Consider the following 20403-nt stretch of genomic DNA (forward strand, 5'->3'; position numbering starts at 1 on the left):
CTATATCCCTTCGGATAGGAGCCGGTGTGGGTAATGATCGGCTATACTTCTGTTTCTTCCTCGTAGACCGCCTTTTCTGCCAGGAAACGTTCGGCGTCCAGCGCGGCCATACAACCCGTTCCGGCGGCGGTTATAGCCTGTCGGTAAACGTTGTCCTGGGCATCACCGCAGGCAAAAACCCCCTCAATGTTAGTACGTGCACTACCCTTTATGGTTTTAATATAGCCGGCTTCGTCCAGGTCGAGGTAATCCCGGAAGATATCGGTGTTAGGTTTATGGCCAATGGCTACAAAAAATCCGGTAACATGCAGGACGGTTTCCTGTCCGGTTTTATTGTTTATCACTTTAACGCCTTCCAGTTCCTCTTCGCCCACCAAATCCACGGTTTCGGTATTCCAGAGTACTTCAATATTATGGGCCGTCAACACGCGCTTCTGCATAATTTTGGAAGCCCGCATTTCGTCACGACGAACCAGCAAATATACCTTCCGGCATAGTTTGGAAAGGTAGCTGGCTTCTTCGGCGGCGGTATCACCGGCGCCAACAACGACTACATCCTGCCCCCGGAAAAAGAATCCGTCACAGACCGCGCAGGCCGAAACGCCTTTTCCGTTCAGGCGTTGCTCCGCCTTTAGGCCCAGCCACTTGGCCGAAGCCCCCGTAGAAATAATCACGGAACTGGCTTCAATGCCCTGCTGCTCGTCAATAATTACCTTATGGGGATAAGAGGAAAAATCTACCGAAGTAGCCAGCCCGTACCGGATATCGGCATCAAAGCGACGGGCCTGCTTTTCAAAATCCATCATCATTTCCGGACCACCAACTCCATCCGGATAACCGGGGTAGTTTTCTACGTCGGTCGTAATGGTGAGTTGTCCGCCGGGCTGCGGGCCCTGGTAGAGAACGGGTTTTAGCCCGGCCCGGGCGGCGTAAATGGCGGCCGTATATCCGGCAGGTCCTGATCCGATGATCAGGCAATCCACTTTTTCGAAGATCATGGTTGACAGCAAGTATATTTTTTAATTACGGAGTGTTTCTTTTTTCAACACAGAGTTAGCTACAAAAGTGCAACTTTTCCCTTACTTACCCAAAGGAATCACAAGATCCGCCACTCAATCCGCCGGTTTTGCTGGCGGTTTTCTTCGCTGGTATTAGGTACCTTGGGTTTGCTTTCTCCGAAGCCGGTGGCCGTGAGGCGGTCGGGTTTTATGCCGGCGCCGGTCAGGTAACTGACTACCGCCTGAGCCCGCAAGCGGGAAAGATCAAGGTTGGCTTTGTCGCTTCCCACGTCGTCGGTATGGCCCGCGACATCAATGCGCAGTTTGGGATTTTTTTCCAGAAATTCAACCAGTTTATTCAGTTCAACCCGCGATTTGTCATCCAGCTCGTGGGCTCCGGTGGCAAAGAAAATATTATTCAGGATCTCAATCCGGTCTTTCAGGATGGGTTCCAGCGGGATATCCAGTTGCAAAGAATTCAGCGAATCCGACAGTGAAAATGACAGGCTTTTAAACAGGTACCCTTCTTTCTCTACGTACAAAGCATAGTCGCTATCGCGGTTAAGAACGGCCAGGTACTGTCCCGTGGCGGCCTGCGACGAAAATTCGGAGATAGGTTGTTGGGTACTGAGGTTGTATAGCCGGATGGTGGCCGCCAGGGGCTTACTGGTTTGTTTATCGTACACCTTTCCCTTGGCGTAGCGAGTGGGTCTGAACTTCCTGAGCAAGGAATCAGGTACTTCAAAGGTATAGATATAGGAATGGTCCTTACCGCGTTCGGTGCGGTCGTCGGTGTAGTACGCTCTCTTTCCATCGGACGTGATAAATAGTCCTACCTGATCGTGGACGGTATTGATAGGGTACCCAATATTGACGGGTTCGGACCAGAGCGTATCCGTGCGCTGGGAAAGGAATATATCCAGGCCGCCCATACCGGGCAGCCCACCCGATGCGTAAAAAAGAGTACGACCATTGGCATGAATAAAGGGAGCGTTGTCGTCCTCCATGGTATTAATGGTCCGGCCCAGATTCCGGGGTTGAGTCCACTCACCGGACTCCTGCTCACTTTTCCATATATCGGATTTGCCCAGTCCGCCGGGCCGGTCGGAGGCGAAATACAAGGTACGGCCATCGGCCGAAAGGGCCGGCTGCGACTCCCAGTGGCGGGTATTTACGGTAGTACCCAGGTTGCGCGGGGCGGACCAGTTATCGCCTTCCTTTCGCGAAATATACAGATCGCAGCCTCCGTAGCCATCCAACCGGTTGCAGGCCGTAAAAACCAGCGTACGACCGTCGGCCGATACCGTACAGGTCCCTTCATTGTTACGGGAGTTAATTTTTTTTGACAGCTCCTGGGGCTCTGTCCAGCCGGTACCCTGCCGCTGACTGATGTACATGTTCTCATCGCGTTCGGGCGTCAGTCCCGTAAAAATCAGCGTTTCGTTGTCGGCGGTAAGTACCGGAAAAAACTGAGAATTCAGGAAATTGACGGTATCGCCCAGGGAGCGTTTGGTAATGGGCAGGGGATTTTGGAGGGCCCGACGGGCAAAATGGGCGGAAGCGATCATCCGCTTGGTTACCAGCGCCGGATTGGATTTTTCGGGGTAGAGGGGCAGCAGCTTTTCGTAATAAACCAGAGCCGAATCGTAACGCGTACGCTGAAAGGAGTCTCGCCCCAGCCACTGGTAAGCCTGTATCGACTCTGGAGCCGATGGTAGTAGTGCAACTACCTGCTGGTAATGAAAGCGCGTTTTATCGGCCTGCCGCTGCCAGTCGTACAGTTGTCCCAGGCGGAGGTGCGCTTCGGAAAAACCCGGTTCCAGTTCAGCCAGTTTTTGGTAAAGTACCAGGGCATTGTCGAGTTTACGTTCCTGCCAGGCTTTCCGGGCATTTTCCAGCACATCGCGGGTCCGTCGGGAAAGCACCAAATCCTGGGCCTGTAGGGGCAAAGTACCTAACAGCACAAACAGAAAGACAAATCGAATGAGGTACCACATCAGGGAATATTCATGTATTTATGTGTCTGTAACGACATTTGCCAGCGCGGATTGTCTTTTATATACTCAATGATGTGGGGAAGCATGCGCTCGGTACGGCTCCACTCCGGTTGCAGAAGCTGGACACAGTCACTGCCTACGCGGGACGCGTGTTCTTCGGCAAACGCAAAATCACTCGCATTATAGATGATTACCTTCAGTTCGTTGGCGGCGGCATAGATACTCTCGTGGGGCGATTTGAATTTTTTGGGTGAAAAGCAGACCCAGTCCCAGTGTCCGCTCAGGGGATGCGCCCCGGACGTTTCGATGTTGGTTTTAAAACCTGCCTCCCGCAACCGTTGGGTCAATTCGTCCAGGTTGTGCATCAGCGGCTCCCCGCCGGTAATGACCGCCAGCCGCCCCGGGTAGCGCAACGCGCCTTCCACGATGTCTTCTATTCGTTGCTTCGGGTGTACATCAGCCTCCCACGATTCCTTCACATCGCACCAGTGGCAGCCTACATCACAACCTCCCAGCCGAATAAAATAAGCGGCCTTGCCGCTATGGGCTCCTTCCCCCTGTAAGGTATAAAAAGCCTCCATGACCGGAAGCTGGGAAACACGGTTATCGGTTAAAAATGATTCACTGTTCACTAAGGTACCCATGGCATTCCGGCTGTCAGAGGAAATTCTTATCAATGGTTTATAATCTGTTTAAAACTAAATTTTTCAACGGCTGGTTTCATAACTATACTACCTAACCAAGGAAATGCCCAAAGATATTAAAACCAGCCGGTCTTTCTCTGATTCCTTCCTTGATCCCCTGCGTCAGGTGGGTGATCCCGGGGCCGACGCCGTCATTCAACAGCTGGCCGAGCAGGGCGGACATCCAGCCGTGGGCAGGCTCATGAAGTACCTGACCGACTACGAAAATCTGGACCTGGACGGGCAATCTACCGATGTTCAGGAATTTATCGACCACCAAGTCTCACTGCCTAAGTCTACTGATTTACAAAAGTTTAACAAAGGTATCCAATTTTTCTGGCAACACTATCGCCTGGCCTCGCTCCTGCTGGGTACTTACTCCCTGCCCTACTGCTATGCCGGGGCCAACGGCGCCCAGGTCCTCTGGATCTCGGAGCGCATTAAGTCCAATACCTTTCAGCGTCTGGAAGAAACGGGAGCCTTTGTGTTTGGGATAATGCAGGAGAAAGATTGGCGCAACGGGCGTAATTTGATTCGAATAGCCAAAATCCGGCTACTCCACGCGGCAGTGCGGTGGTTTACCCTTGTGAGTGGTCGGTGGAATCAGGCCTGGGGCTATCCGGTTTGTCAGGAGGATATGGTAGGTACTAACCTGGCCTTTTCCTACATCATTATCCGGGGGTTACGTAAGCTGAACCAAACCTCCCCCCCGGCCGAGGAAGAAGCGTACCTGTATTTCTGGAACCAGGTGGGTATTTTGCTGGGCGTGAAGGAAGAGGCCCTGCCCCACAATCTGCGGGAAGCCTACCAACTGGACAAAGCCATTGCAAGACGACAGTTTCGTCCATCCGAAGCGGGAAAGGGACTCACCGGGGCGCTCCTCCAAACCATGGAACAACAAATTCCTTCTCCTACGCTGCGAAACATGCCGGCGGCCCAGATGAGGTACTTCCTCGGCCCTGATTTGGCCGACCTGCTGGGGATTCCTACGGTGGATTGGGAAGACAGTTTCCTACGGCTGGCCTACCAGGTACCGGTTTTCCCTCAGCTCCTCAGTCTGCAGCGCCCCGACTCGGCCGTGATGGAGAAGTACTGGCGCTAACCTATTCTGTTTTAGTTCCGTAGGTACCTTCCGTTAACGTAATTCTTTGGGGGCGCAGGAATCTCTTTTGCACTTTCACCCGATAAAGGTTATCATAATCCGAATCCGGAATGGCCTTTTCTTTATGGAGCGCCGGAAACTGATCAAGTAGCGGCAAAATAGTGTTACTATGACCAATTACCAGGGCGTTCCCGGCCTTTGGACTCTTCAGGTACCGGGCCATTTCCCGCAGGGTATCCGGACTATAGGGCCGGATCGGGAGGCTCAGCTCCCGGGCCAGTGGCTCGGCGGTAGACCGGGTACGGAGCGTATTGGTGGAGTAAATCACCCCAATATTTTTGTTACGCAGGCTGTCGGCCAGGACCTGGGCCCGTTGCTGTCCCTGGGTCGACAAGGGTGGGTCGTTGGCGGGTACCTGGGCTTTTTCGGCGTGGCGCACCAGGTAAATAGTGGTAGTAGAGCAGCCCGTCAGGAGGAGCAAAAGAGCAAAAAAAAAGGAATAATTGGTATAATCGGATTTCATAAAATGGGTTTAAATAAGCATAAATTAGTAACAAATGCCCGCCGCGTAGCATCTTTGTAGCATGATTCAATCAACCCTATTTCAACAGGAGGCCATCTGTGCTCTGGCTACACCTTCCGGCGTGGGAGCCATCGCTGTCATTCGGGTGTCGGGGCTGGACGCCGTCAATATCGTAAATAGAATTTTCAAAGGCAAAAATCTGGAAACAGCCGAAAGCCACACGGCCCATTTCGGGACTATTCGTAACGGGGATATTGTGGTAGATGAAGTACTTGTTACTGTGTTTCGCTCTCCCCGCTCCTTTACCAGGGAAGATGCCGTCGAGATTTCCTGCCATGGCTCCGACTATATTGTACGTCAAATTATAAAATTGCTGGTCAGGCAGGGTGCTCGCGTGGCCCGTCCGGGCGAGTTTACCCAGCGGGCTTTCCTGAACGGCCAATTTGACCTGGTACAAGCGGAAGCCGTTGCCGACCTCATCGCGGCCGACTCCGAAGCCAGTCACCGGACCGCCCTTAACCAACTGCGGGGTGGTTTTTCTAAAAAACTGGCCCTGCTCCGCGAAGAATTGATCCATTTTGCTTCCCTGGTCGAGCTGGAACTGGACTTTGGGGAAGAAGACGTAGAATTTGCCCAGCGCGACGATCTACGTCAGCTGATTCACTCGCTCCAAAGTACCATCGCTCCCCTCATCGAGTCATTTGACTACGGCAATGCCATCAAGGATGGCGTACCGGTGGCCATTATCGGTTCGCCCAACGTGGGGAAGTCTACCCTGCTCAATGCCCTGCTGAACGAAGAAAAGGCCATTGTCACCAGTATAGCCGGCACGACTCGTGACATCATCGAAGATACCATAGTACTGGAAGGCTTGAAATTCCGGTTTATTGATACCGCCGGCATCCGCGAAACGCAGGACCTGGTGGAGTCGCTGGGAATAGAACGCTCCCGCCAGGCCATGGAAAAAGCGGACCTGGTACTTTTTCTATTTGATAGCTCTGAAACCTTTAAAGAAATACAGGTACTGGCCGAAAGCCTTTCCTCCCACAAAAAGGTACTGTGGGTGCAGAATAAGGTGGACCTTTTTAACCTCATCCCCCGGCCCCTTCTCCTGGCAGGAGAAGGGGAGCAGTTCCCATCCTCTTCAATACAAAAAGTCGTAGAACATGACACCAAAGGGAATGAGGTATTTAAATCACTTATTCATAAAATACCCGAACCCATCTTGGAAAACGCTCGACACCTACGGCAAACGGCAACCAATGCGGAAACTTATCTATGGGAGTTACTAAGGGATCGTCAACTCAATGGATATAAGTTTAGGAGGCAACATCCGATCGTGGAAGGATTTGTGCTCGACTTTTTCTGCGCTGAATTTAGATTAGGTGTTGAGTTAGATGGCGATTTTCACCAGGAAAATGAACAAAATCAATACGATACTGCCCGTTCTGAAGAGTTAAAGCAGCTGTACAATATTGATATTATCCGATTTACCAACGAGGAAGTACTTTTTAAAACGGAGCAGGTACTTGCTGCAATTATTGAAGCAGTCGAAGTAAAAAAAGAAAATAAGGCTCCCGCTTTACCTATAGAAAGCTACGAACAATCCTCCTTTCCAGGTACAGGAGACCAGTCCCCCTCTTCTCAAAGGAGAGAGGCCAGGGGCGGTCCGCCGCGCGGTGAGGTTAATGAAATCATCCCCATCTCCGCCCACACCCAGCAAGGATTGGAAGTACTTAAGCATACAATTGTAGAACAGGTCCGGAAGCAGTCGGCCTCTGATACCGTCGTGACCAACCTGCGACACTACGAGCACCTGGTCAAAACCCAGGCTGCTCTCGAAGATGTACTGAATGGATTGGACATGGGAGTTACCGGAGACTTCCTGGCGCAGGATATTCGTCTGGCCCTTCACCACCTGGGTGAGATCACGGGAACCATCGTTAATGACGATCTGCTGGCGAACATTTTCTCGAAGTTTTGTATTGGAAAGTGAAGCTATGTCAAACACACATAACAACACAGGTAGTCCGAAACCTATGACTAACTCCAAACCATTCTGTGAGGTTCCACTCATCTGGAAAAAGTTATAATGGTACCTAAAAACAGCACTTGTTTTAAAATTAGAATTGATACGTATGCTTCTTTAGAGTAAAGGAGGAAATACGGCAAACCAAGTTGGATAGTAAGCAAAAAATTCACTCCGAGAAACAACAGGAATGCACATCAAACAGATCGTACTGGTTGCCCTGAGTAGCTTGGGAGTTATACATGGTATCTTCACGGCTGCTCTCTTATGGAATACTAAAGTTACCCCTGCCATTTCCAATAAATTGCTGAGTTTGTTGATGGTAGTTCTTTCCGTAAGAATAGGAAAATCCGTAGTGATGGAGCTTTCCGATGGGTTAAATACCCTCTATATCTACCTGGGACTATGCCTTATCATGTTTATAGGTCCACTGTTCTGGTTATACAGTAAAGCGGTCATACATAAAATGGACCGGATCACCAAAGGCGAACTGATTCACTTTCTTCCAGGATCATTCTTATTACTTTTGGCCATTCCGATTCAAAATATTGGTTTTTCTAATATTCCTGATGGCCTGGTAGTTTTCCTCTTCCTGCTGTTTTACGCTCATCTTCTCTCCTACTTGCTCGTCGTAAAATTCAGGTATCTAAGTTCGGGCTCGGCGGGCACACTGCCAAAGGAAAGTAAAGTGTGGCTGAACATTCTGTTTTCCGGACTGATGTCATTGTGGATCGTGTATGTACTGAACTTATTTGAAGAAAAAATCCCTTATATTATCGGCCCGATCCTATACTCCGCGATAGTATATACGATTACCTACCTGGCGCTAACCAGAAAGAATCTCCAGCCGGCAAATACTGCTAAATACCATACTACAGGCCTTTCCAATGAAGAAGCCGATCACCTCTTTGCCAGTCTTGAGCATATCTTATTAAATGAGAAATTGTATCTTAACCCGGATCTCTCCCTATCGCTACTTTCAAAACACCTTAAAACAAGTACCCAAAAAATCTCCTCGGTTATCAACAGCCAATCGGGCTATAACTTCAATGATTACATTAACCGCTATCGGATTGATTATGCCGTTCGGATGATGAAAGAGCCCCAATCTAAGGCTCTCACGATTGCGGCGGTTTCCTTTGATTCAGGATTTAACAGCCTTTCCAGTTTTAACAAATCATTCAAAAGGTTTACCGGCCTGACGCCATCTGCCTTCAGAAGCGTAAATAACTGATTGTTTTCTTAATTTACAGACTAATTTATTGGTCATTTATTATGACGAAATGATCATTTTGGCAGTCTGTTATCCGGATATGCTGTTGCTTTGAGCAAAGTTTCAAAGAGAACATGATAAACAAAACTCACCTTCACGGCACTGAATCTTCCTTATGGTCAGAATACTGAAATACACAGGGATAGCTGTTTTAACGTTACTTACTTTATTTTTTGGGCTGGTCATCTACCCTTTTGAGCAGTTGAGCTTCCCCCGGCAGGATTATACGGCAATACTTATTAAAAATATATCCATTATCGACGTTGAAAAGGATTCTCTACTACAACATCAGGATGTACTGATCAGGGGTCAATTGATCAAAGCGATTTCGGTTCATTCAATAAAGGGCGATAAAGATTCAAAGATCAGGACCATTGATGGCACAGATCAATTCCTGGTTCCGGCTTTTTGGGACATGCACGTACACCTGACCAGGCAGTCACCGCACGTTGCCTATCCTGAATTTTTAAGACACGGCATCACCCATGTCAGGGATATGAGAGGAGCATTTGTTGAGCATGACCCTTTTGCCGGTGTACAAAGTAAGCTTGCGGAGTGGAATAAGGGGGTTGAAAATCACCGGCTGCTTGGCCCAAGATTACACGGATATACAAGCTTTGCTATTGAAGGGCCCAGTCGGATGTTTAAAAGAAATCCTTCCTACTTTAATTGTGCAACGCCGGAAGATGCCGTTCTGCTGGTTCGGTACCTGGCACAAAGGGGCGTTACATTAATAAAATTATACAACAACATCCCAAGAGAAGCTTTTTTTACGCTTATGCGGGAAGCAAAGAAGGCCGGACTGGAGGTAGCCGGACATAAACCCGTCAGGGTAAGTACCCCGGAGGCTTCCAATGCAGGTATGAAGAGTCTGGAGCACGCACGGTTCCTGATCTGGGACAGCTTTTCCGGTTCTGAAAGACTGAGAAACAGTCCGGACCCGATAAAACAGGTAAATACCCAGCTCCGAAGTAAGATGCTTCATGAACATGATTCTTTGCCGCTCAAGGAAATATTTCAGGCATTTATCAGAAACAGTACCTGGTATTGTCCGACTCACCTGACCCGAAAAGACGAAGCCTTTGCCGATGATGCACAGTACAGAGCCAGGTATCAGTCCATCAATCCTGTTCTCAAGTTTATCTCCTTTGAAGATCTGGATGCTATTGTACAGGAAGACACTTCCGTGCTGGGTCGAAAAGTGTTCAGGGAGTTTTATACCAGAGGATTGATACTTACCGGTAAGGCTTATAAGAGTGGCGTTAAAATACTGGCGGGTTCTGATGTACCCGAACTACCGGGATCATCTCTTCACGAAGAGCTCGGCGAGCTTTCCAAGGCAGGTTTGCCTAACTATGAGGTACTGCGCACAGCTACCCTTTATCCCGCAAGGTACTACGGTCTTGCCAGTACCTACGGCAGTATAAAACCAGGCAAAAGAGCCGACCTGGTTATTCTGGATAGGAATCCATTGACAGATATAAAAAATACCGGGTCCGTAGCAGGTGTAATCTTTGATGGAATATTTATTGATCAAGGCAGTTTTCTGTCGCTGAAGGAAAAAATAGAAGACCGGCAAAACAGCCTGCTGATGTACGCCAAATTAATTTGGGATATTATGGTATACATGACCATCTAAAGTAACAGAATTACCTATCCATTGGTTAAACGGGCTTATTCTGGTGATTACGGAACAGGAACAATAGTCGGGTATAATCAGGAAATATATAAACCAGCAAAGGGAGGCCTGCGGCCTCCCTTTGCTGGTAAGAATAGTTAATCAGTACTTAAAAATTAGCCACCACCCTGGCAAATACGTAACGGCCACCAAAACCCATCTGTTGCACCCGGCGTGAGTACACAAAACGTCCGAGGCTCATATTATTGGAATGGGTGTGGATGTCCTGATACACATCAAAGACATTATTGGCTCCCAGCGTCAGGCCTATACCCTCTAACAATTGATAGGTAGCGGACACATCGGTTACCGTTTTTGGGCTAAAAGTCTGGTCCAGGGTTTCACGATTGCCTGTGAATGCATTGACAGGGAAGCTATTCGGATTGGCAGGATTGATGGATGGATCCAGATAAACTACTTTGCCAAAGTGAACGGCCCGCGCCATCAGGTTAAGTTTACCAATTTTGTAAGTGGCCATGAAACTGATCTTGTTCTGCGGATTAGCCACTTCGATTCGGCTCTGGTCTTCCCGGTTAAAGTAGTTTCCTCTTTGTCCGGTAGCTTCCAGTACGGGCGATGCCTTAATAATAGGATTACCGTTAGCGTCCTTCTTTACTTCATTCTTGATTAACGTAGCCGCCAGAATAAATTTCAGCGACTGGTTATTGGCAAACCGGGTACTATAATTCAGCACACCTTCCAATCCGCGCGAGCGGGTATCAATCGCATTCGTAAATACATTGGCAGTGTTGGCGTTGGCGGCTTCGAGTCTGGCTCTCAGATCAGCGTTATTATTGGCCGTAAAATTGTTGGTTAACACAATACGGTCATTGATATCTATCTGATAAGCATCCAGGGTCAGTTCGAGGCTACGGGCAAGCTGCATGGTAGTTCCCACCGAAAAGTTCTGTGAGGTTTCCTGTTTCAGCCTAGGAATACCCAGGATCCCGGCTACCTGACTTTCATTAGTGAACGTTCCGCTTTCTACCGCTACCAGTTGCCCGCCCTGCGACACAAAAAGGGTATTGGACTTGGCATAGAACCGCTGCTGCATGGATGGAGCACGGAAACCTGTACTGGTAGAGGCACGCAAAGCCAGAAAATCCGTGACCTTAAAACGCGTAGAAACTTTATAATTAAGAGTACTGCCAAAATCTGAATAATTCTCGTATCGTAACGCAGCCGAAACCAGAAGTTTGTCTGTAATATCCTGCTCCACATCAAGGTACAACGCCTTATTGTTTCGGCTAAAAGTCCCTTCGTTTGAAGGTAGAAAACCAGAAAATACCTGTGCCCCTGCTGCAACACCCGAGCTGGTGTTGTAGTTTCGCCACGATGACTCCTCGCCTGCCCGAATACCAAACTGATCAATGCGGAACTCCGCACCTGTCGCCAGGTTGAGGCCAGCCAGTACATCATATTTACGGCTAAAATCAAGGTTAATGGTATTTTGCAAAAACTTCAAGCCTCCCGCGTCGAATGTACGCTGAAAGTTGGGTTGTGAAAGTGCCTGGGTATAGTTCACTGAGTTATCTACCCCAAAATCGAATACATTCTGTCCGAATGTATTGCTCAGATCCATTGTCCATTCGCCGAGCCTGCCCCGCACTCCTGCTGAGAGTGACGCGTCAGTCACATTACTGGTTATCAAAGGAAGGAAGCCATTAGGATACACGGCAAAAACATTGGCACGAGCAGCAGCCGGTACCGCATTGGGATAGCGGAAGAACCCTGCCGCTTCGCCCTGTTTGTTGTTATAGCCCCCAAAAGCATAGAACGTAAAATTAGTAGATACAGGGATTTCGGCGTTTAGCATGACACCCCCCCCCACGATGCGTGAATTTCCGATACGCATATCAAAGTCCTCCCGTGTGAGTCCCCTTTGAGTCAGAAGCTCATTGTCGACTACCTGTCCATTGACCGAAGGAAAAATTTGTCCTGTATACAATCCGGTACGATTGGTAGGCTGACGGCTAGTGTATTCACCAGTCAGGTTAATAAATCCACGTTCACCAATTGCAATACCGTAGTTGACACCAATCTGGGCGGTTTGACCATCCGTGACACTTACAGTAGGACTTCCCGATACATTGTTGATAACATTGAAGGCGTAGTTTTTCTGGTAGCTCGTAGCGTGCATTCCATACGATGCATTGGCCGAAAGACCAGTCTGTCTCTTAAGTACTATGTTTATTACCCCCGCTATGGCATCAGAACCATATTGGGCCGCTGCTCCGTCGCGCAGGATTTCGATTTTCTCTACTGCTGTAGCCAGAATGGCGTTCATATCGGTACCTACCGTACCCCGGTTCACGGTCCCGTTGACATTAACCAGAGCCGACTGGTGACGGCGCTTGCCATTGACAAGTACCAGTACCTGATCGGGTCCAAGCCCGCGCAGCTGAGCGGGGTCAATATGGTCAGTACCGTCGGCCACCGTCTGACGTGCCGACTGAAAAGAAGGAGCAAGAAACGTCAGTATTTGGTTAATGTCCACCTGACCAACCGAATTGGTCACCTCGGCCAATGGGATTACATCCACCGGAACCGGCGTGTCTATTCTGGTACGCCCCCCGCTTCGTGTACCCGTAACAATCATTTCGTTCAGGGTTGAGGACCCTTCAGTAAGCCGTACATTGATTGGCTGCGAACCTGTGATCGGTACTTGTTGGGACTCAAACCCAACGAAGCTGAACACCAGTACATCGCCTCGGTTGGCACTGAGGCGGAAAGTTCCGTCCGCTTCCGAGGTTGTACCCCGGTTTGTTCCTTTGATCAGGACACTTACTCCAGCCAGTGCATCTCCTTTTGTGTCAGTAACCCTTCCGGTAATGGTTTCTTCAAGCGAAGAGGCTTTACGGTAGTAGCTGCCTGTTTCAGGTTTAACAGCAAAAGCAGAGCTTGCGCTACCTAGTACAAGGAATAAAATAGAAATACAAAAGACACATCTGTATCCTCCGTGATGATTACGCATAGGTCTCTTCATAAATTTGGTGGATAATTGATAAAAAATTGTAAAATGAAATCGTCTAAAAGTAGGCTTATTTACCTGCTCTTTCACGTTAGATTTCGCTTAGAAATTCAACGTATAGATTACAATGCCCTTTAAGAAGCCTTACTGATCATCTTTTACAAATACTAAGCATGTTCAATCAGACAGAAAACTACTCCAGACCCGACTTGCTTTGGATTATTAAATAAAAGACGTGTAAATCTGTTTGGGGGGAGGAAAACGCCGTGTGTACTTTAATAAAAATGGCTCTCAACTTTCTAAAGCAATAGATCCAAATAATTGTTTCCGGTTGCATATACATGCTTGTATAACCGGGATACAGTATGGAGATATAACAATCTAGTAAACCACCAACGGGAGGGGATAAATCTTTTACTTCTTTTTTGTTTTAATAAGCTTAAATAACTGTAAATTAATCACTTATTAAGTAAAATTACATTCTGCATTGGCAATTGAAGCTACCCCACCTTTACCACGACTTTCCCCACCGTTTCTCCTTTTTGAAACAGCCGGATGGCCTCGTGCATCGCTTCAAAAGGAAAAACATGACCTACGTGCTGTGGTTTTAGCTGGAGGGCCTGAAGTCCGTTGAGCAAGTGATGCATCAGGTCGGTCTGCTCATAGAGATAAATCAGGTTGAAACCCATGAGCGATTTATTTTGGGTGGGCAGGCGTAGCGGATCAATTTGGGGACGTTTAAAGTACTTCCAATAAAGCCGCAAGTAGTTAGGCTTTGAGCCATGACTGGTAAAGCTGGCGTTGCCATACACCACCATGCGGCCCATGGGAGCCATAGCTTTCCACCCCTGCTTCAGTATTTTCCCTCCAATGCATTCCATGATCAGATTTAAGGGGAGAGGCCCAAGAGCCGCTTTCAATTTTTCATAAAACTGAGCATCCCGAACGATTACCTCATCGTACGCTTCTTCATAGCGTAAAAAGTCAGCTTTGCTGGCCTGTCCCACGGTACCTATAGTGTAGGCACCGTACTTTTTACAAATCCGGTTGGCCAGAATACCTACCCCACCGGCCGCGCTATGGATAAGTACGGTCATCCCTTCCTGCAGGTCACCCAGTTTGGTCAAGGCATAGTAAGCCGTCAGGCCCTGAACCAGGTACCCAGCCCCTTCTTCAAAGGTCCAGCCTTCGGGTAGAGGCAGCACGTACCGATGGTGAATGTTGATATGGGAAACATAACCCCCGAAGCGAGTCGCTCCCATCACCTTGTCTCCTACTTTCCATTCCTCCACCTCAGCGCCTACGGCTATAACCACCCCGGAAAACTCCAGTCCCGGAATAAAAGATCCTTCGGGGGTGGCGCTGTATAAACCCTGCATGGCAAAGATATCGGCAAAGTTTAGCCCCAGGGCCTGCACTTCCACGCATACTTCCCTGGCCCCGGGTGGACCGAGTTCCTCGCGTTGTAAGACCAAATCGTTAATGGAACCAGCCTTGGGCATGCGGTAAACCTGGCGTTCTATCATACGTTACTATTTCTGACCAAATTTAATCTTAGTGTACCCCGCTGGGGGTTTAGCTCAGTGTGCAAACAACACGAGAAGCCATAAGGTTGTAAAATCTACATTAGTAAGAGCCTGATTGAGCATCCGCACCCCATGAAACAGGTACTATTTTAAATCCATCCTATAAGACGATTTGAATAAAAAGGAAAGGATAAGCTTGAATTGCCGGAACTGCAGCACGAAAGAAAGCAGGTATCAGTCACAGTATTATTGACGGGTCAGCCGCCCGAAAATGCAAGGGATACAACGAGAATGCCCCTGGTCCCTGTTATAGTCTTTACTTTATTCCAACTTCTTTCCCGAAAAGGATTGAGGTTATGACCCAGCCCTTCCGGTATAGGTATGACAACTCCCCTGCCTCACGGCAGTTCCCGGTGGAAAATTTATAGGTTTATTTATTTTTTAGCGTAGGTAGTACTTACTTCGGTGAGAAGCTTCCGGTGGTTTTCATCTTTCATACCACCAAACATACGCAGGGCCTGCAGACCCAGAAAAACAATCAGGATGAAAAGCAGACTGTGTAACCGTGGGAGTCTGTTTCCACTTGTGAAGTACCTGTAAAACAAATTCATGAGTCGGGGAGGGATTTTTTTAGTAAGTATATGAACCAGAGAGCTATTTCGCAATAGTGTCTACTCATAAGCCTAAACTATTTTTATAACTAATCTGGCAGTTTAGACTTTCTAAATTGTCGTTTCCCAAGAAGACACAACTACCTGCAAATCTGCACTTTCCTGTACTCCTACCTTCATTTATGCCCATTTTTGTTAAAAACGGCCGTGACATCTGCAAGTCAACACAGAAAATATTACATATTTATATTGTCTTTTTTTGTACAAATAGAAGATGAAAAAATTTAAAAAATATTTAACATTCGCAACGCCGCTTCTCTCCCACCCGACGCTCAGTTATTCCAGATTTCAAGAAGGAACTATTTCATTATACCCACTATAACGCAATCATCACGTTTTAAAACTAGTTTCTATTATTGGTCATTTCTTTTGCTGTAACCCCAGCATTGCCTCAGCGTAGCGACGGCCCAATTCCCGGGCCGATGGGGAATCAAAGTGCGTATCATCGCCCTTATGTACCAGGCTTTCCGAACGAACACAGGCGGTATTGGGTACCCATTTGGGCAGTTCTTCCAGTGCTTTATTCACAACGGCAGCTCCCGGTGATTTCTCAACGTAAAAATCGGCCAAAGTGCCTGCTACAAACGGAACTTCGGGTGCTTTGAGGTCCTGGCGTATTCTATTGACCAGATCGGTAAGCTTAGTAGCGTATTCGGCCGCTTTTTCGGGTGAGCTGTCCGATTCGCCCTGGTGCCAGATGATGCCTTTCAACTTTCCCTTTTTCAGGGCTTTTTTGGCCCGTTTTAACATGTCGTCGTAGGGGTAGGCTTGTGTTTGTCCGTGGAAACCGCCCTTTTTCCAGGCGTCGATAGAGGAACCACCAACGGCGCAGGGAATTAAACCGATGTTAGCATCCGGCGAAGCTTCGGCTATGGCTTTACCAAAAGCAAAACCGGGTCCTACCCCAACTACACCGGGTTTGTCGAAATGAAGGGGTTCAGCCGCGGGTACCCAATCCTGGTTTTTATTCAGCATCCATACCCTGGGTTGCGGCGTCTGGTCCTCCGGCTCCACGGCTCCCCGGCCCGCCATGTTAGACTGGCCGATCAGCAGGTAGAGATCAAGCTTCTTCAGTTTTTGTCCGTAGGTACTTACACCAGGCAACTGGACCAGCAGTAGCCCGAAAATGAGTAGGATTGAATATTTTTTCATAAAATAATTAAATGAATACGTACTAAATACTGGAAATTGGATAGACCTTTGGGATGAAACGGGATTGAGTCCGGGACTAAAACAGGTACCCGATCCAGTGATAAAGCAGCGTATCGCCCCATTTTTACCTGCGTCGCTTTTTTAACTTAGCCCATTTTTTAGTAACTACCTCCATGAAAAATTCAGAAAAAACTATTGTAGTCGCCTCCACTAATCCGGTGAAAGTAGCAGCGGCCCTGGCCGGATTTCAGCGAATGTTTCCCGCTATACATTTTAAGACGGTACCCGTTTCGGTAGCTTCCGGAGTTGCTGACCAGCCCATGACGGACGAAGAAACCCTCAGAGGGGCCGACAACCGGGTACAGAACGCCTGTCTCACCTACCCCGAAGCTGACTTCTGGATTGGCATTGAAGGAGGAGTAGAAATAATCGGGGGAGAACTGGCGGCTTTTGCCTGGATCGTGGTTCGCTCGGACAAACTGGCCGGTAAAGCCCGTTCGGGTACCTTTTTTCTGCCTCCGGCCGTAGCCGCTCTGGTCAGGCAGGGAATGGAACTAGGTACCGCCGACGATCGGGTGTTTGGTCATACCAATTCCAAACAGCAAGGCGGAGCGGTCGGCCTGCTGACGGACAATGTCGTGGATCGAAAACAATTGTATGAACAGGCAGTGCTGCTTTCGCTTGTGGCATTTAAAAATGAGCAACTTTACGTCCTGCCTATTGTATAAATAAAAAGGGGTACCTGCGCAGGTACCCCTTTTTTAAATATCTACTAGCTTCTGTATTACCAGAGCCGGATGCGGTCTTCCGGCTTGATGTAAAGTTTATCGCCGGGTTTCACATCAAACGCTTCGTACCAGGCATCCATATTGACCGGTGCACCAATAGTTCGGTACTCGCCGGGTGAGTGAGGATCGGTAATGATCAATTGGGCCGCAGTTTCCGGACGGATATTCATACGCCACACCTGCGCCCAGGCCAGGAAGAAACGCTGGTCGGGTGTAAAGCCATCAATTTTCTCGTTAGATTGACCCTGCTTGGTCATTTTAAAGGCTTCGTAGGCCGCGTTAAGACCTCCAAGGTCACCAATGTTCTCGCCCAGGGTGAGTTTGCCATTTACGCGTACGGTGTCCAGTACAGTATAAGCATCAAACTGGTCCGACAGCTTCCCGGCTCTTTCTTTGAAACGGGCCTGGTCTTCGGGCGTCCACCAGTTACGGAGGGTACCATCCTTATCGTACTGGCTGCCCGAGTCATCAAATCCGTGGGAAATTTCGTGACCTATTACCGCGCCAATACCACCGTAGTTTACGGCATCGTCGGCGCTGGGGTCAAAGAAAGGGAACTGCAGGATGCCGGCCGGAAATACAATCTCGTTCATCACCGGGCTGTAGTAGGCATTAACGGTGGGAGGTGTCATGCCCCATTTAGTACGGTCTACTGGTTTGCCCAGTTGATCTACCATATCGTTGTAGGCCCACTGCCCGGCACTGCGAACGTTCTCGAAGAAAGTACCTCTGTTCACGGCCAGTCCTTTGTAGTCTTTCCACTTATCCGGATACCCTACTTTGGGTTTAAAGGCATGTAGTTTGGCCAGTGCTTTTTCTTTGGTTACATCGCTCATCCATTCCAGATTTTTAATCCGGATTTCGTAGGCCTTTACCAGGTTACCAATCAGTTCGTTCATGCGCGCCTTGGCTTCGGGCTTGAAGTGTTTCTGCACGTATATCTGGCCCAGCAGCTCGCCGATGGTGTTGTCGGTCAGGGAAGACAGGCGCTGCCAACGCGGGGTCTGTACCTTCTGACCCGTCAGTGCCTGGGTAAAGGCGAAATTAGCGTCCACAAACGGAGAACTCAGGTAAGGAGCGGCCGATTTGAGGATATTCCACTGCAGGTAGGTTTGCCAGTCAGCAACGGGGGTACTTGTGAGCAGGCTGTTGAGTTCGGTGAAGAATTTGGGGTTATTTACCAGAATGGTATCCTCACCCGTTACCTTCATTTTGCTCAATAAGGGCTTCCAGTCAATAGTGGGAGTTGTTTGGCTGAGCTCAGCAACGGCAAACTTGTTGTAGGTTTTGTAGGGGTCCCGCATTTCAACCCGGCTCATTTGGGCTTCGGCCAGCTTTTTTTCCAGGTTAAAAATAGTCTCGGCGTTTTTCTGGGCCACCGGCTGGGCTACACCCGTCAGGGTAAACAGGGTTGTAATGTAGTTTTTGTAAGCCGCCTGAATCTTTTGGGTGCGCGCATCGTCTTTCAGGTAGTAGTCGCGGTCAGGCAGGGTAGTTCCGCCCTGGCTGAGCTGGGGAACCATATTGTTTACATTCTTACGATCCTGGCCCACATAAAAACCAAATAAGGGAGAAGCCGAACCGGAAGTCCGTAAGGTAGCTACTTCATTAAGTACCCCTTTAACATCCTTAACGGCACCTGCTCTTTTCAGGTCGGCTTTGATGGGAGTATAACCTACTTTCTCAATGGTAGCGCTGTCCATGCCGGAGGCGTAAAAATCACCTACCCTTTTTTCCAACGATCCGGCCGCAGCATTTTTGTTGTTGGCGGCATCGTTTAGAATGGTCTTTACGGCATTAATATTGAAGTCACGCAGGACGTTAAAGCTTCCCCAGCGGGTTTCTTTGGCGGGTATGGCGTTGTTTTTTAGCCAGGTACCGTTAGCGTACTGGTAAAAATCATCACCCGGCTTTACGCTCAGGTCCATGTTGGCTTTGTCAATGAAGGGGGCCCGGGGGCTGGCTTCCTGCTGGGCAGCGGCCGAAAGGGATACAACGGTGGCAGCTCCCAAAAGCACTAACCGGAAAGAAGCCTTCCGGTCGGCCCGGTGGTTGGATGGTTTTTGTGTTGACATAAATCGTTACCTACTAGTTTTGAATTCAATTAGTAAAACCCTGATTTATTAATTTGAAGTTCCGAAGTTAAGAATATTTGCCCAAATAGTTGTTTTACTTACAATTAGGAAAGTATTTACTATACGTACAACAATTGTGCAGTTACCCATACTAAAGCATGAGTGAAAAGAAAGCCCGGTTCCGGTTTCATGGTAGTTTGAATGATTTCCTCTCCCCTACCCGAAAAAATGGTTGGATTGAGTACATGTATAACGACCGGCCAGCCCTCAAGGATGCCATTGAAGCCCTGGGCGTACCTCACGTGGAAGTGGAGGTGATTCTAGTAAATGAGGAGCCCGCTGGATTTCTTCAACCCTTGCTGCCCATGGCCCGGGTGGAGGTATATCCCCTCCATTACCGCTCCAACTGGCCCGCTGACCATACCCTATCTCCACCGGTACCTCAACCACCTAAGTTTATTCTGGATGTACATCTGGGCAAGCTGGCCAAATCGCTGCGCATGCTGGGCTTTGATTCGCTGTACGAAACAGATTACGCTGACGCCACCATAGCCCGCCTCGCGGAACAGGAAAATCGCCCGGTACTGACCAGGGACATTGGCCTGTTAAAACACAAGGCCATTAGCTGGGGGTACTGGCTCCGGTCGCAACACCCGGACGAACAACTACTTGAGACCATCAGGTACTTTGACTTAAAACCTCACTTCCAACCGCTTAGCCGCTGCCTGGCCTGCAACGGAATACTCGTGGCTACCCCAAAAGAAACAGTGTTAGAAAAGCTTCCTCCCAAAACCATGCTATATTTTCATGAATTTTACCAATGCCAAACCTGCCGGAGAGTCTATTGGAAAGGCTCCCACTACGACCGGATGCGGACTATTATTCACAAAATTGAACAAGGAAACTGACCCGGTCCAAAATCAATATTTATTCTTAA

The 20403-nt window shown here is 48.7% G+C and carries 15 protein-coding genes; 6 read left to right on the forward strand and 9 right to left on the reverse strand.

Going from position 1 to position 20403, the window contains the following annotated elements:
• Positions 1 to 41: 41 nt before the first annotated feature.
• From trxB to VGN67_RS15330, 3 genes are all read right to left on the reverse strand, one after another.
• Positions 42 to 998, reverse strand: a complete 957-nt coding sequence (trxB, locus tag VGN67_RS15320) for a thioredoxin-disulfide reductase (RefSeq protein WP_327487729.1) — start codon at positions 996 to 998, stop codon at positions 42 to 44.
• Between the two features lie 98 nt (positions 999 to 1096).
• Entirely contained in the window at positions 1097 to 2995 is a 1899-nt protein-coding gene (locus VGN67_RS15325; RefSeq protein WP_327487730.1) for an OmpA family protein, read from the reverse strand.
• Complete coding sequence (locus VGN67_RS15330) at positions 2995 to 3576, reverse strand: 7-carboxy-7-deazaguanine synthase QueE (protein ID WP_327488411.1); 582 nt, start codon at positions 3574 to 3576, stop codon at positions 2995 to 2997. The genes VGN67_RS15325 and VGN67_RS15330 overlap by 1 nt, the downstream gene beginning before the upstream one ends.
• A 166-nt stretch (positions 3577 to 3742) precedes the next feature.
• On the opposite strand from VGN67_RS15330, the gene VGN67_RS15335 reads away from it, so the two are divergent.
• Positions 3743 to 4780 (forward strand): oxygenase MpaB family protein, encoded by a 1038-nt coding sequence (locus VGN67_RS15335; protein WP_327487731.1) that lies wholly within the window; start codon positions 3743 to 3745, stop codon positions 4778 to 4780.
• A gap of 1 nt (position 4781) precedes the next feature.
• Here the strand turns inward: VGN67_RS15335 and VGN67_RS15340 are convergent, their stop codons facing one another.
• On the reverse strand, positions 4782 to 5303 hold the full coding sequence (locus VGN67_RS15340; RefSeq protein WP_327487732.1) for a phosphoglycerate mutase family protein: 522 nt from the start codon (positions 5301 to 5303) through the stop codon (positions 4782 to 4784).
• A gap of 61 nt (positions 5304 to 5364) precedes the next feature.
• Between VGN67_RS15340 and mnmE the strand changes: the two genes are divergently transcribed.
• From mnmE to VGN67_RS15355, 3 genes are all read left to right on the forward strand, one after another.
• Positions 5365 to 7299 (forward strand): tRNA uridine-5-carboxymethylaminomethyl(34) synthesis GTPase MnmE, encoded by a 1935-nt coding sequence (mnmE, locus tag VGN67_RS15345; protein WP_327487733.1) that lies wholly within the window; start codon positions 5365 to 5367, stop codon positions 7297 to 7299.
• 223 nt (positions 7300 to 7522) lie between these two features.
• The gene (locus VGN67_RS15350; RefSeq protein WP_327487734.1) at positions 7523 to 8566 is read left to right on the forward strand and encodes a helix-turn-helix domain-containing protein; all 1044 of its coding nucleotides are present in this window, start codon (positions 7523 to 7525) and stop codon (positions 8564 to 8566) included.
• A gap of 154 nt (positions 8567 to 8720) precedes the next feature.
• Positions 8721 to 10244, forward strand: coding sequence for an amidohydrolase family protein (locus tag VGN67_RS15355; RefSeq protein ID WP_327487735.1), 1524 nt, complete (start codon positions 8721 to 8723; stop codon positions 10242 to 10244).
• 148 nt (positions 10245 to 10392) lie between these two features.
• On the opposite strand, the gene VGN67_RS15360 is transcribed toward VGN67_RS15355, so the two are convergent.
• The 4 genes from VGN67_RS15360 to VGN67_RS15375 all read right to left on the reverse strand — a co-directional run bounded on the left by VGN67_RS15360 (position 10393) and on the right by VGN67_RS15375 (position 16603).
• Positions 10393 to 13257 carry a TonB-dependent receptor gene (locus VGN67_RS15360; RefSeq protein WP_327487736.1) on the reverse strand — a complete coding sequence of 955 codons (2865 nt, stop codon included), beginning with the start codon at positions 13255 to 13257 and terminating at the stop codon, positions 10393 to 10395.
• A 497-nt stretch (positions 13258 to 13754) separates the two neighbouring features.
• A complete protein-coding gene (locus VGN67_RS15365; RefSeq protein WP_327487737.1) occupies positions 13755 to 14780 on the reverse strand; it encodes an alcohol dehydrogenase catalytic domain-containing protein in 1026 nt (341 codons plus the stop codon).
• Positions 14781 to 15214: 434 nt separating this feature from the next.
• Positions 15215 to 15391, reverse strand: a complete 177-nt coding sequence (locus VGN67_RS15370) for a hypothetical protein (protein WP_327487738.1) — start codon at positions 15389 to 15391, stop codon at positions 15215 to 15217.
• A gap of 420 nt (positions 15392 to 15811) precedes the next feature.
• Entirely contained in the window at positions 15812 to 16603 is a 792-nt protein-coding gene (locus tag VGN67_RS15375; RefSeq protein WP_327487739.1) for a sialate O-acetylesterase, read from the reverse strand.
• A gap of 173 nt (positions 16604 to 16776) precedes the next feature.
• Here VGN67_RS15375 and yjjX point away from each other — a divergent pair, with 173 nt between their 5' ends.
• Positions 16777 to 17331 (forward strand): inosine/xanthosine triphosphatase, encoded by a 555-nt coding sequence (yjjX, locus tag VGN67_RS15380; protein ID WP_327487740.1) that lies wholly within the window; start codon positions 16777 to 16779, stop codon positions 17329 to 17331.
• Between the two features lie 56 nt (positions 17332 to 17387).
• Here the strand turns inward: yjjX and VGN67_RS15385 are convergent, their stop codons facing one another.
• A complete protein-coding gene (locus VGN67_RS15385) occupies positions 17388 to 19466 on the reverse strand; it encodes a M13 family metallopeptidase (protein WP_414717331.1) in 2079 nt (692 codons plus the stop codon).
• A 158-nt stretch (positions 19467 to 19624) separates the two neighbouring features.
• Between VGN67_RS15385 and VGN67_RS15390 the strand changes: the two genes are divergently transcribed.
• A complete protein-coding gene (locus VGN67_RS15390; RefSeq protein ID WP_327487741.1) occupies positions 19625 to 20374 on the forward strand; it encodes a Mut7-C RNAse domain-containing protein in 750 nt (249 codons plus the stop codon).
• Positions 20375 to 20403: the final 29 nt, after the last annotated feature.

The sequence above is a fragment of the Telluribacter sp. genome, from assembly GCF_035998675.1.
Classification (GTDB): Bacteria; Bacteroidota; Bacteroidia; order Cytophagales; family Spirosomataceae; genus Telluribacter.